Origin of the sequence: Cytobacillus sp. Bva_UNVM-123, from assembly GCF_046351715.2 — a bacterium.
Classification (GTDB): Bacteria; Bacillota; Bacilli; order Bacillales; family Cytobacillaceae; genus Cytobacillus.
In genome coordinates, this window is the sequence record NZ_CM177772.1 from 5003126 (window position 1) to 5016870 (window position 13745).

At 36.7% G+C, this 13745-nt stretch carries 14 protein-coding genes; 4 read left to right on the forward strand and 10 right to left on the reverse strand.

All coding sequences use genetic code 11. The annotated features are described in order from the left end of the window. Positions 1-12: 12 nt before the first annotated feature. The 8 genes from KDN24_RS25395 to KDN24_RS25430 form a co-directional block, all read right to left on the reverse strand. Complete coding sequence (locus KDN24_RS25395) at positions 13-1020, reverse strand: ABC transporter ATP-binding protein (protein ID WP_409971142.1); 1008 nt, start codon at positions 1018-1020, stop codon at positions 13-15. Between the two features lie 19 nt (positions 1021-1039). Continuing rightward, positions 1040-1846 (reverse strand): ABC transporter permease, encoded by an 807-nt coding sequence (locus tag KDN24_RS25400; RefSeq protein ID WP_409971143.1) that lies wholly within the window; start codon positions 1844-1846, stop codon positions 1040-1042. A gap of 3 nt (positions 1847-1849) precedes the next feature. Continuing rightward, on the reverse strand, positions 1850-2653 hold the full coding sequence (locus tag KDN24_RS25405; protein WP_409971144.1) for an ABC transporter permease: 804 nt from the start codon (positions 2651-2653) through the stop codon (positions 1850-1852). 303 nt (positions 2654-2956) lie between these two features. Then, positions 2957-3412, reverse strand: a complete 456-nt coding sequence (locus tag KDN24_RS25410) for a hypothetical protein (protein WP_491348226.1) — start codon at positions 3410-3412, stop codon at positions 2957-2959. Between the two features lie 83 nt (positions 3413-3495). Further along, on the reverse strand, positions 3496-4590 hold the full coding sequence (locus KDN24_RS25415) for a PRK06851 family protein (protein ID WP_409971146.1): 1095 nt from the start codon (positions 4588-4590) through the stop codon (positions 3496-3498). A gap of 117 nt (positions 4591-4707) precedes the next feature. Continuing rightward, complete coding sequence (ybaK, locus tag KDN24_RS25420) at positions 4708-5184, reverse strand: Cys-tRNA(Pro) deacylase (RefSeq protein ID WP_409971147.1); 477 nt, start codon at positions 5182-5184, stop codon at positions 4708-4710. Positions 5185-5326: 142 nt separating this feature from the next. Then, positions 5327-5803 carry a PaaI family thioesterase gene (locus tag KDN24_RS25425; protein WP_409971148.1) on the reverse strand — a complete coding sequence of 159 codons (477 nt, stop codon included), beginning with the start codon at positions 5801-5803 and terminating at the stop codon, positions 5327-5329. Between the two features lie 132 nt (positions 5804-5935). Then, complete coding sequence (locus KDN24_RS25430) at positions 5936-6367, reverse strand: MarR family winged helix-turn-helix transcriptional regulator (protein WP_409971149.1); 432 nt, start codon at positions 6365-6367, stop codon at positions 5936-5938. A 385-nt stretch (positions 6368-6752) separates the two neighbouring features. Here KDN24_RS25430 and KDN24_RS25435 point away from each other — a divergent pair, with 385 nt between their 5' ends. Beyond that, positions 6753-8243 (forward strand): peptide MFS transporter, encoded by a 1491-nt coding sequence (locus KDN24_RS25435; RefSeq protein ID WP_409971150.1) that lies wholly within the window; start codon positions 6753-6755, stop codon positions 8241-8243. An 82-nt stretch (positions 8244-8325) separates the two neighbouring features. Here KDN24_RS25435 and KDN24_RS25440 read toward each other — a convergent pair whose 3' ends face one another. Continuing rightward, positions 8326-8871, reverse strand: a complete 546-nt coding sequence (locus KDN24_RS25440) for an NADPH-dependent FMN reductase (RefSeq protein WP_409971151.1) — start codon at positions 8869-8871, stop codon at positions 8326-8328. 590 nt (positions 8872-9461) lie between these two features. Between KDN24_RS25440 and KDN24_RS25445 the strand changes: the two genes are divergently transcribed. The 3 genes from KDN24_RS25445 to KDN24_RS25455 all read left to right on the forward strand — a co-directional run bounded on the left by KDN24_RS25445 (position 9462) and on the right by KDN24_RS25455 (position 12844). After that, the gene (locus KDN24_RS25445; protein WP_409971152.1) at positions 9462-10187 is read left to right on the forward strand and encodes a DUF981 family protein; all 726 of its coding nucleotides are present in this window, start codon (positions 9462-9464) and stop codon (positions 10185-10187) included. A gap of 616 nt (positions 10188-10803) precedes the next feature. Continuing rightward, positions 10804-11550, forward strand: a complete 747-nt coding sequence (locus tag KDN24_RS25450) for a hypothetical protein (protein ID WP_409971153.1) — start codon at positions 10804-10806, stop codon at positions 11548-11550. A gap of 40 nt (positions 11551-11590) precedes the next feature. Further along, positions 11591-12844: a polysaccharide deacetylase family protein gene (locus KDN24_RS25455; protein WP_409971154.1), complete on the forward strand. Its 1254-nt coding sequence runs from the start codon at positions 11591-11593 to the stop codon at positions 12842-12844. 428 nt (positions 12845-13272) lie between these two features. Here the strand turns inward: KDN24_RS25455 and KDN24_RS25460 are convergent, their stop codons facing one another. After that, positions 13273-13722, reverse strand: coding sequence for an acetyl-CoA hydrolase/transferase C-terminal domain-containing protein (locus KDN24_RS25460; RefSeq protein WP_409971155.1), 450 nt, complete (start codon positions 13720-13722; stop codon positions 13273-13275). Positions 13723-13745 lie beyond the last annotated feature (23 nt).

The window sequence follows — 13745 nt, forward strand, 5'->3', positions numbered from 1 at the left end:
ATATTTCTGCCCTTATCTGATAATCCCTTCAGGAAGCCCCTGAAACCCTTCTTGATAAATCCGACTTATAATGGATTCGATGGCAGGCTCCTCAACAGTTAAGTCTTTAATATTATGGGTCTTCGTAATTTGTGTAATGAGCTCTGAAGCAGACACTTCATTGCGATTAAAGCGAATCCAATAACGGCTTCCTTCCTCTTTAAAAACATCGCCGCCTATCACATTAAAAGGATGATGGGATTCCTCTAAATCCACTATAAGTGTGCGTGTCTTCCCGAATTTCTCCTTCACTGTCGCAATTTCGCCATCATATACTTTTATACCGTGATCAATTAGCACCATTCGTTCACAAAGCTTTTCAATATCCTCCATATCATGTGTTGTTAAAATGACGGTTATTTTTCGCTCTTGATTAATTTCCTTTATAAAAGTCCGCATTTTTTCTTTTGCAACTACGTCAAGACCAATTGTCGGCTCATCGAGAAACAAGATCGGGGGATCATGTAATAAAGAGGCGGCAATATCTGCTCTCATTCTTTGCCCAAGAGACAGCTGTCTAACGGGGGTATTTAAAAATTCATCCAATCCTAGAATTTCTGTAAATATTGCCATATTTTTTCGATAACGTTCATCCGATACTTGGTAAATGGCTTTTAATAGTTCAAATGATTCAATCATTGGCAAATCCCACCATAACTGTGTCCTCTGTCCGAAAACAACCCCGATATTTTTCGCGTTTTCCTGTCTATTTTCATATGGGATGAGGCTATTCACTAGGACTTTACCTGAGCTTGGCACTAATATCCCCGTGAGCATTTTTATGGTTGTTGATTTTCCAGCGCCATTCGGTCCAATATAGCCTACAATTTCTCCTTCTGAAATAGAAAAGCTAATATCCTTAACCGCTTCCTTTTTAATATACTCGCGTTTGAGTAAGCTTCTTAATGCACCCTTCATTCCCGTTTCTCTTTTTGTAATATAGAAGTCCTTCTGCAAATTTTCTACTTCAATCATTGGCATTATGCGTCATCCTCCCAAACTATGAACCTGTGCTTTTATAACGGCTTAATCCTAGCATCCAAATGAAGTAGGCGATAATAAAAAATACAAGACCTACTAATGGAGAAAAATAGCCGATATAGGCGGGAAAAAATAATGTTTCTTTTTCTAAAATCACGATGGCTGGAAAGTAGTTCACAAAAGCAAATGGGATGACAAAAGCTGTCAACCATTGAACTATTTTCGGATAAATGACGAGTGGATAGTTAATCAAATTTCTCGCTGGATACATGGCTACCCAGTAAAATCGCTCCGACTTCGTTGTCCAAAATGCAATGGCAGAAATCATGACAAGAAGTCCTCCTTGAATAAGAATGCCGCCAATAATAGAAGCGAGTAAAAACAAGCTTTTTCCTAAAGTCCAATCAATCCCTAATTCAAAGCTAACCCAGATGAAAACTGCAATGCTAAAAATGAACTGACCGAAGGAAGCAACATCAAATTTCATTGCCATAAAGTGAAAAAAAGGATTGATCGGCCTGACTAAAAACCGATCAAACGTACCATTTACGATATATGTATCAAGACTGCGAAAATGGAAAAATAAGATGATACAAAATCCCCAAGAAAGAATAGCAATCGCATATAAAAATAACATTTCATAAAAGTTCCATGATCCAAGCTCTTGAAACTGATACAGCATGACCCACATTGTCACTGCTGTTCCTGTATAAGCAGTAATCATTCCGACAATGCGCATAACAAAGGCAAAACGATATTGCAGCTGCGCCCTTATTCCTGCGCTGACGAGCTTAAAATAGAGGTCGATGTATTTCATAACAGCCATCTTCTATCCTCCCTGCACAACGACTTTTTGTGAAGCTTTATGCCAAACAAATCGTAAAATGAAATAACATATAATTACCCAAAAAAGCTGTAAACCAATCGAAAATAAAATTTCTCCTCCAGCAATTTCCCCGATAAATATCGCATTCGGAATGTAATAGATTCCTTGAAACGGTAGATAGATAGCTATTTTTGCCAGCCAATCTGGAAAAAACCAAAGTGGAATAACGGAGCCTGAGAGCAATGACATTGCAAAATAAAAGATATCTTCAATCCCGCCTGTTTCCACTAGAAAAAAAGCGAGAAAACCAAAGGCCATTTCAATACAATATCGAATTAAAAAACCAATAAATCCAGCAAATATAAACGCTATCCATGTAAGCCAACTCGTTGGCAAAGTGAGATCCATAAAAATAAATAAAACAGTATAGATTGGCAATAGCGCTGTAATGATATAAAAAGCAACGCTTCCAAAATCAGCGAATAAATAGCGAAGCGGCACATCGAAGGGTCGCATGAGCTCTAGCGCAATATCTCCTGTCCGTACCTTTTCTTGCATTTCCCATAAAGGTGTTCCTGCTCCATTTACACCTGTAAGAAATTGACTGACGACAATATAAGTCAGCATCGATTCGAAGCTGACACCTCCAGCTTCTCCCCTCCCTGCATATAAGGCTGTCCATATTGACCCCCACATAAGGAGGAAAATAAGATTCGCTCCGAGTCTAGACCAGACATCAAACCGATAAACTGCTGAACGAAGAAACGCTTTTTTGGCGAAAGTTCTATATACGTGAAATTTTGGCATGGTAACACCTACTTATTTTTTGACTATTTCATATTTTAACATAATTTAGTTCGATAAGATAAGTTTCGCTTCTCTTTCTGGTTATTTCTACCTTTAGCTCATTGACCATGAGCATGGATATAATACATTTCGCCCCAAAATAAAAAGATGGATCGACTAAGCGAATCCATCTTTTTAACTAAATTCGATACAACCAAAACAAAACTAGCTACCAACTGTCCTCCACACACGCACAAAATGATGTGATCTGTCCACAAGCGGTGCCTGGCACCGGTTTAGGCACAAGCGGTGCCTGGCACCGGTTTAGAAGCATTGGAAGTTGCGGATTCTGCGGAGGTCTGTGCCGTAGTAGACCCAACGGAAGTTTCTCCAACGCCAGCCAGCTACAGAGTTTCTACCGACAAATGTTGGGTAGAACCAAAAGCTGCGGCCGGTGTTAAGCCATACAAAAGTAAAACGATGTAAGCATCCTCTAATCGCTCCGGGATCTACCGCAAAAGGAGTGAAGCCTTGCTGTTGTTGCATTTGCGGTGTAAAGGATGGGGGCGGAGTAGATGGCGGACCATCTTGCTGCTGTCCACCCCCTGGCTGGGAGCCAGAAGGCTGGCCACCCGGAAAGCTTGGAAACCCAGATGGTGGCTGGCCTCCTGGAAAGCCTGGTTGCCCACCCCCCATTGCTCCGCCTGGAAACGTTCTACCATCAAAATATTGACTCTCATCATTAAAAGGAAGTAAATATGGGTAATTTCGATAATCCATTCCTATTATCTCCTCTCGTCATACCTTCCTTTTAATGTATGCAAACGCCTAGGATTTTGTTTATTATTTTCTATATTACCGTGTTACCTTTGAGCTAATTCGGCAATTTCCTCTCTAATTGCGTTTTTCAACTGATCGACAACTTTAAAATCCATTGCATGTATATAGATGTCTTCCAGCTCGTCATGCAAAGCCTTCGCCTTCGCTAAATGGGCTGTTCCCTCTTTCATTTTTGCTTTATACTGCTGCCTAAGCTCTTTTATTTGTTTCGCAAAAATTTCATCTGTTCCCGGAATCACAGCCATTTCATACATATCGATAATTTCATCACCAGCCCTATCAGGAAAATACTCATGTGGGGCCGTACTATCGAATATGGCTACACCAAGCTCTCGGAATATAAGCATATCAAGACTGAGAGGATCAAATCCGCAATGATAAATTTCAGTATCAACGCCAGATTTTTCAGCCTCCGCCGCTATTTTTTTCAACATATGAGATTTCCCTGTCCCAGCTCTTCCTTTAATAAAATAACGTTTTTGAATTTGTTCCGTTAAATTTTGTACGAAGTTAACTGCACCATTCGGTGTTGCTCCACCTAAAAAACGATGTTTAATAGTGGGCTTCTTATTCAATTTCATATCTCTAAATAGCTCTTCAATTAACTTATTCGTAAACTGATCTGCTTTTTCGAAGTTCATATTATCGATATATATTTTTTCCCATTTATCATGGATTTCCAGAGCTTCCGCAAATTTGGCATATGCTGCTGTAAATGATCGACTAATCTGCTCATTGAATTGGAGGATTTCCTTCTTTTTACTTGCTAAAGCTTTCGAGTCCCATGCCTCACCGAGATTCACGTATTCTTCGGTAACGCCAGGTGCTTCTGGTTCAATAACATGAGGTGCTGTTCCATCCACAATCCCTACTTTCAGGGCAGGAATAATAACCCCATCAATTGAATCATTGTCAGAAGAGCAATGAATATATTCTAAATCATAGCCTTTACTTACCCATTCTGAGCCGATGGCCTTCATGAGCGATGATTTCCCTGTACCAGGTCCGCCTTTTAAGATAAATATCCGTTCAAGCCCTTGCAAATTAGACTCAAATAAGCTGTAGAAGCCACGGGCAGTATTTCCGCCAGCATAGTAGTTTTTTATCTTTCCAGCCATTGATTTCACGTCCTTCCTAATTTGTGTTCACCTTTACTTTATGCAAATAATAATTGATGGGTGAAAGCCTAGTTGAACAATGAAGGATAATCCATGAAGCGGCTGGTAAAATAAACATTACTTCATAATGTCCACTAATTGCGCATCTGTTACGCCTTTTAAATCTTCGAGTCCAATCTCAAGTTGAATGCCAATTTTCCCACCGCTGACAACCATTTTATCTAATCCCGCTGCCTGTGCCTCAATAAATGTTGGATATTGCTTTTTCATCCCAACAGGGGAACAGCCACCGCGAATATAGCCTGTTAACTTTTGAATATCCTTCACATGGATCATCTCCACTTTCTTCTCACCCGCAGCTTTAGCCGCCTTTTTTAGATCCAGTTCTGCTTCAACAGGAATTATAAACACATATATTTGTTTGCTCTGCCCCTGTGAAACAAGTGTTTTGTACACAAATTTCGGATCCTTATTTATTTTTTGCGCCACTGATATACCGTCAATTTTCCCATCCAAACTATCATATGTAAGTAAATCATATTTTATTTTTTTCGCATCAAGAATGCGCATTGCATTTGTTTTACCTTGTGCCATGACCATACCCCTCATAAAATTTTTCTTCATTTTAGCATTTTATTCATTAGAAAAACTAGGCTTACACTTTAACTAAAAAAAAGACTGTTCTAGCAAAGGAACAGTCCCTACATAAAGGAAGTTTCGAAAATATATTGGATTATTAGTCTTTTTTGGCAAATGTACTAGGCATAACGACCGCAACTACTTCACCAGTTGCACAAACGGTATCGTTAGCAAAAACTTCAACATCCACTTTCCATTTCTTCGGATGGATTTCAGTAATGGTTCCAACCGCATTAAGCGGGACATCTTGTGGTGTCGGCTTAAGAAAGTTAACTTTTAATGAGGCTGTTACAAAACGTGGAGGTAATGTCCCATCCCCAACCTCATGCCCATTTTTCCGATGCAGCGCCAACGCCGCGGAACCAGTTCCATGGCAATCAATTAATGAAGCTATTATTCCTCCATAAACAAAACCTGGAATAGCCATATGTTCTTGTAATGGTGAATAGGTAGTGATTGTTTGTTCCCCTTGCCAGCTTGTCCGAAAATGATGACCATGTTCATTTAAACGGCCACAGCCATAACACCAAGCAAAATCGTCTGGATAAAAGTCTTGAACTGCTTTCTCTTCCATACTAACTCCACCCCTTTTTAGAATATTATAACATATGGAAATAGCGTAATAATGCAGAAAATTATAATGATATAAGCTTGGAATATACTATAAAGGCACTCGCCAAAGTAATTATGCGAATGCCTTCTCCATTTAATTTTTACTATTAAAGCTTGCGACTAATTTTTTATTAATGGCCAAAAACTGCTCCATTTCTTCCTCAGATAATACTTGAAACAATTCTGCCCGCACTTGCTGTCCTTTTTGTTGTGCTTCTAATAAGATACTGGTGCCTTTCTCTGTAATTTCCAAAAAGACATTTCGCCGATCATTTTCATTGTATTTCCGTTTTGCCAAACCATTCTTTACGAGTCGGTTTGAGATATTAGTCATAGCCCCTGGTGTATAGCCAAGATTATTGGCTAAGACGGTTTGTTTCTGAGGACCTTTCTGGTGTAATTCTGAAAGCACAAGAATAGGGGATACACCAATACTATGTTCAAAAGATTTATTCCACCTAATAATGGCCTCATTAGTAAACAGTTCAACAGTGCGAATTAATTGGAAAACATCCGTCTTACTCAATAAAATCTCTCCTCACCACAAATACATATCACTATTTTTAAGTTAATTATCTTAATGGAGTCGCTCCACCGTCAACCATAATCGTTCGGACCTAATTCATTAGCCGTACAAAAGTGTTTCGTAAATATTTTATCATTAAAATATTTAATATAGAAATAAACCTATCTTTATTTCAAAGCTCATCATAAACAAATGAAAAACTTGCGATACTAAAAGAAAATACAACCTTAGTATTCCAATTTCAAAAGAAAGAATATATTATATTAAAAAAGCGTTATGAATTTGAATAAATATCAAAAATTATTAATAATTATTTCCATATTTAATTTTAAACTTTTCTACATTAGAAAAAGTATTATAATAAAATAATAAAGGAGGCAGATTAATGAACACTATAAATAAACAGAAAATTGTGGATAGTGTCCCACAAAAGGGCTTTTTCGGTCACCCGAAAGGATTGTTCACCCTTTTCTTCACAGAGTTTTGGGAACGTTTCTCCTATTATGGCATGAGGGCAATCCTCGTCTACTATATGTATTATGAAGTTTCAAAAGGCGGCTTAGGCTTTGATGAGGCAACTGCGCTTGCCATTATGTCCATCTACGGTTCATTAGTGTACATGTCCGGAATTATTGGAGGCTGGTTAGCTGATCGGATATTCGGAACATCGAAAGCTGTTTTTTATGGCGGAATTTTAATCATGTTTGGACATATCGCCTTGGCCATACCGGGGAATGTGGCATTATTCTTTATTTCCATGGTATTAATTGTCCTCGGTACAGGATTATTAAAACCAAATGTTTCAAGTGTTGTTGGTGAAATCTATAGTGAGGAAGATACACGTCGTGATTCAGGATTTAGTATTTTCTATATGGGTATTAACTTAGGAGGCTTCCTTTCTCCATTAATTGTCGGCAGTGTTATGGATTATAGCTTCCACTTAGGTTTCGGTATTGCCGCTGTCGGTATGTTTTTAGGATTATTGGTCTTTATTTTTACAAAAAAGAAAAACCTCGGCCTTGCTGGGACTATCGTCCACAATCCATTGTCACCAACTGAGAAGAAAAAAGTATTTATGAGATTTGGATTAGCAGCCATAGTGATTGCAATCATTTGTGCGATTGCCATTCCTGCTGGCTATTTAACGATTGATAGCTTTATTGCGTTAGTAGGGATTTTCGGTCTCTTGATCCCAACTGCTTATTTCATTGTTATGTACCGTAGCCCAAAAACAACAAATGTGGAACGTTCACGAATTATTGCTTACATTCCACTATTTATTGCTTCTGTTATGTTCTGGGCTATTCAAGAGCAAGGTTCAACCATCCTTGCCAACTATGCAGACAAGCGAACACAGCTAGATTTTGCAGGCATTCACATTTCACCTGCTTGGTTCCAATCATTGAACCCATTATTTATTATTGTTTTCGCACCAATATTTGCTTGGTTATGGATGAAACTAGGAAAGCGCCAACCATCTATTCCTCAAAAGTTTTCATTAGGCTTATTATTCGCCGGTCTTTCTTTCATCGTCATCTTAGTACCAGCCTACTTTGGTGGGGCAGAATCGTTAGTTAATCCATTGTGGCTCGTTCTTAGCTATTTCATTGTTGTCATTGGCGAACTTTGCTTATCACCAGTTGGGCTTTCAGCAACAACAAAATTAGCACCTGCTGCTTTTTCAGCCCAAACAATGAGTTTATGGTTCCTATCAAATGCAGCGGCACAAGCGATTAACGCACAAATTGTAAAATTTTATTCACCTGCAACGGAAATGATTTACTTCGGGGTCATCGGTGGAGCATCTATTGTCCTTTCCGTTATCCTTTTCATCTTAGCCCCAAAAATCCAAGGCTTTATGAAAGGAATTCGTTAATTCCGAGTTTAAAGTTTAATAACTGCACAAAAATAAGGCATTCACCAAATTTCTTGGCGAATGCCTTTATCTTTTCTATTCATTATTTCGCTTGTTTTGTATACCAGCTAATAAAATTATCTACTACAATATTGAGGAAGGCAATTGTTGGCTCATGTGTAAAATTGCCCTCGGCATCCATTTTTTCGTGAACTTGTCCAATATAGACTTCATTTCCAGGAAGAAGTGGAGATGAGACCCCTGGTGAGAATAGGATATCTCGTAAATGCCCTTGAGCTTTAACAGTTCCTAAATTACCCATGGACGCTCCCATAATCCATGAAGGTTTTCCAACCATGACTTTGTCAACGCGAGATAACCAATCAATTGCATTTTTTAAAACACCTGGAATAGAAGCATTATATTCAGGTACAAGCCAAAGAACAGCATCTGCTGACGCTATATCCTTTTTAAATTGAACAACAATATCATCTGGATTCTCTTCAATATCCTGATTATAAAATGGAAGATCCTTAATATCCAAAACTTCGATTTCCAGCTGATCCTTATATGTTTTTTGTAAATATTTCGCAAGCTTCATGTTATATGAATCTTTTCGATTACTACCAACTACTGCTGCTATTTTCATCTGTGATACCTCCAAAAAGTAATTTGCGATATTCATTTTATACCTTTCCAATTAATAATGAAAATGATTTGCTTTCTCAGTAAAAAATCAAATTATAATGATATTACATTGGAAAAACTTGGGGCCGCCAATAAAGAAAGGCTTTACCAATAGGTTTGCCTTTTCGCAATCTTTTCATTTATTCTTTTTTGGCTTTTTATACTCAGGCTGTTAGTACGCTGACCAATCTGCATCAGTTGTAATCGTATGTCCATTTTCATAAGATGAAATATCTGCAATGGCAACACTTATCCAACCCTTCATTCTTCTTTTATTATTCTAAAATAATAAATCAGATTTCATTATTAGAACTTTTATTGGAAAAATATAATAATTCCCTTCACCCAATATAAGGAAAAACAGGGTTTTATATGTTTTCAATTAAAATATTACCATTAATTACAATAAATATTATATTCTTAATAAATTCCATATACTAATACTGATTTTATCATTTTCACTATTAACATAAGAAGTATGAGCAAAATTAACTATATGAGGATAATTAATATGATATATTATTTAAGAATAATACTAAGGAGGGAATAATTATGGTTATTGATTGGTCTGTAACACAGGTCTACAACACCATCATGTCTGTTGCGACAGGGATTGGTTTGTTGCTATTGATTCGATTTGGATCACATTTAGCAAAAGAAAAGATAGGACAATTAGAAGGGTGGGCCGTCGGATTTGCCATCCCTGGATTTATTTTAACTTTAACCGGTGGGCACATGACACTTACCTGGCCTCTATCTAAAATAGGATTTCCATTTGACGACATTATTTTTGGGGAGCCAACACTTGCTTTCGGAGTCATGTTGCTTGCTGCAGCACTTTTATTATGGAGAAAATCAAACCTATACATGAAACAAGGCATTGACATGAATGATACGAAAGTAGTTTCTAGTCAATTAAGAAAGGAACTTCCATATTTAGTAAAACCATTATCATATTTTGCAGCAGCTATGGGTCTTGCCCTTATTTCCATTGCATTCGCAGGTATTGGATTCCAACTTTTTGCAGCACCACCAGAAGAACCGATTTCTGGAATGTTTGCAGATTATCCAATGATTGAAGCAACTTTCATGTCCTTATTAATAGCTATTACAGGAATCGGCGCTATTCTATTCCCATTCATGTTAAAAGAAACACCAAATGTAAATGTAGTAAAAGCAATCAAATTCTGCTGGACACTTTCAGGTATTATCTTTGTTTTATTCGGTGTCATGAACTATTTCACCCATATCGGATTAATTGTTAATACTATGGGATAATCAAAGAATTAAGCTATTTTAACAAATAAACGGAGCAGTTATAGAAGTGACTAGCACTTCTATAACTGCTCCGTTTATTACTTAATTTTGTTATTTGTAAAAGACTGAAACTGATGATCCCAATACCTAGTTAACTTATTGTTGTAATATTTTACTTACAATGTCTCCCAACACCTTATTTACCATGACATAATAACTATTATTTTGTCGTTTTCAGGAAAAAGTTAAGATGGTTTTGTTAACAAACTTTTAAATCTACTATCATTCATTTTTTTACCTATAAGGGAGCGAACCAACGTCAATTAACGTTTAAATAATAAAACTAAAAATTAAAATTAATTCATTAATTTGTCATAATTATTTCATCTATTTAGGAAAATTAATCCCTTTTACTCATTCCATATTTACTACTAATAGGTCTATTATCAGTTTTAGATTGACAAATTTCTACATAATCCTACAATTATAGTATAAAGATCACAGAATTATTAAAAAAATACTGAATAAGCAATTCGTCCACATATCTTTATGCTTATAGTTGAATAAATTTGCTTTCCGTTAGAACGAAATTGTCTCAGCATTTTAGCATGAATAAAAAACGGCAGGGGATGAAGCTATGACGAAGGATACGAATCAAAAGTCCAAGGGTTGGTTAAAGGGGGTTCTATCAACTCGAAGTCAAGTTGAACAAATGAACAATGAAGATTTGGAAACGACAGAATTTATAGATGAGCAGCCTAATAGTATTGAAGAATACGAGTCAGCTGCTCCATTGAATAATAAACAGTTATTTTCAAAAGACAATCAAGACAAAGTTGCGCTAGATTTGATTCTATCTTTAGAAAATATGTTAAACGACAGACAGCTTATTCAATTCAAAAATAAAGGGCTGAAAGAACAACTTGATTCTTCAAATGAAACGATTAGCCGACTAAAATATGATATTGCCAAAAAAGAGCAGCTTTTACAAGATAAAAGCCTAGAAATAAACACGCTAGAAAGCAATCTGACGAATAAACAGATGAACTATGATCAACTTCTAGAAGATTATAAGGATTATCAATATAATGCTAAAAATGATTTTGATAAAATTTCGAATAAACTAGAAATCGAGATTACGAAATATAATAAGCTGAATGAGGAATATATTCATACTCATCATCAAAATATGTTGAAAATAAAAGAGTTGGAGGAGCGAATTCGAGAGCTTGAAATCGAAAATCATCAATATGCAGATCAATATGCAAGAGTTGTCAACGAAAAGACTGAATTGATGAATACGGTTAATGATTTTGCAGAACGGATGTCTTTCTCTTTTGCACCTAAAACAGCAGCTAACAATTCTTTATCTGGGGAGAAATAAGTATCTTCTTTACTAACTACATAAAGAAAAGGGAATAAACATGTCAACGTATCATAGCAAGCTTCTTGAACTACTAGCGATTGAAAAAAAAGCGAATAAGTCCTATTTACGTACTAGAATATCATTTAATGGAATGATGGAAATCCTTTTGGAGATTGATCATCATACAGCCTCTCATTTATTGGCTTCTACTTCCTTTAAAGAAAAGGACAAGTACCGACTCTCACTCCATCATTTCTGGGACTCAAAAGAAAAGCACTATGTAAGTTATATAACCAAAACATATCTTGATCAAAGTGAGCGAATTCATTTTTCATGCTCAGAAGAATATATTCATCTATTAGATGCTATTAAAAAGCTAAAACATATTGATGAAATACCCGCCCTCCCATTCGTGACAGTTCATTCTGAAATAACGGATGAACCTCAAACTGAGGCGAAACATACGATAGCGTTTGAAGAAATGAAAACCAGAAAAAACATTTTCCGCATTTCTTGGGGGAAATTCGCCTTACTTAGTTTTGCTATTATGATTTTATTTGGTTTTAGATTTTCGGATTTGTCTTATTTAAACAAGAGCGAACAAAGTGAAAAAGTAGTTGTAAATGCTGAAAGTGTCGACAAAAAAAGGAATAAGTCAATAGAGAAAAAGAAGATTCTTAGTGACGTAGAACCTGATTCTTCTTTTGAGACAACAACCCTTCCACCTTTTATCGAACTAAACGAGACGATCTCATATAGTATTCCGAAAGATGCAGTCGCTCTCACTTTCGACGACGGTCCTTCTAAATATTCAAAAGAGATTATCGATATTCTAAAGAAGTATCAAGTAGGCGGCACTTTCTTCTATATTGGTATAAATGTTAAAAACAATCGAGAAGCAGTACAGTATGCTAAAACAAATGGCTATTCCATTGGCAATCATTCGATGACCCACAAGCAGTTAACAACATTAGACCTTGAAAAGCAAAAATACGAAATATTATCCGCAGAACAATTAATAGAAGCAGCAGACACCTTTGAAAATGTAAACTTATTCAGACCACCATATGGGGCATTTAATGACACAACCGTAGAGCTAGCTAATTTAAATAATAATAAACTTGTCCTATGGAATAATGACCCAGAGGATTGGAAAAGCCAAGATCCAGATTCAATCTTTCAGCATATTCTTAACTCTGATACGCCTGGATCGATCATCCTTCTACATGAATCTCAAGCTGTGGTAGATGTTTTGCCACGCGTTATCGAATATTTACAAGAGCAGAATTTGCGAATTGTCAGTTTAAAATAAAGTCTTAGAAAAGTCATTAAGGAATTCTTTACAAAAACGAAATGACTGAAGACTCCCCTGCTTCAATCTTGAATGATGAGCCATATGTCACTATCATTGCCGATGAAACGGCATTAGCAAAGACAAATTAACACTTCAGTGTCTTAGAACTGTTCAATGTGACCGCTACTAGGTGAAAATAAGTATGTCGGTGGTCACAAAGCTTGCCAATGAGACTACTGCTAAGTGAAGACCAGTGCGTCAGTGGTCTCAAAACAAGTCAATGAGACCACTGATACGTGAAAACTAATGCAACAGTGGTTTCAAAGAGTTCTACCAAGACTAATACTAGTCAAAAAATACGATGCAATGGATAAAAGGGATTTTCATTTCATCATTATTCAATGTTCTCTCTTAGTACTCCCTAGCATATCCCTTTAAAAACATCATCATATCATGTACCCCATCTTTTTCGCCTCAAAAGTTAGCTCTTCTCTAAATTTCGGGTGGAAAATGCGAATAAGCTCTTTCGTTCGCTCGCGAATTGTTTTTCCTCGTAATTGAGCAATGCCATATTCTGTTACGACATAATCAATATCATTTTTGGAAGTCGTAACTGGCATTCCGGCGTTTAGCTTCGGTACGATTTTTGAAATAGTATCGCCCTTAGTCGTTGAATGGAGACAAAGTACACCTCTTCCTCCTTCTGTTAAATGGGAAGCTAATTGAAAGTCAGCTTGTCCACCAGTTGAAGACCAATATGTGTCACCAATCATTTCTGAATTGCCTTGCCCTAGAAAGTCTACTTCAACAGTTGCATTAACCGCGACAAGGCTACAGCCTCCTCTGCCGAACTTCGTTTTTCTCGATATATTTGCATATAATTCAATGATCTTCATCCTTGGTTTATGCTTATCACACG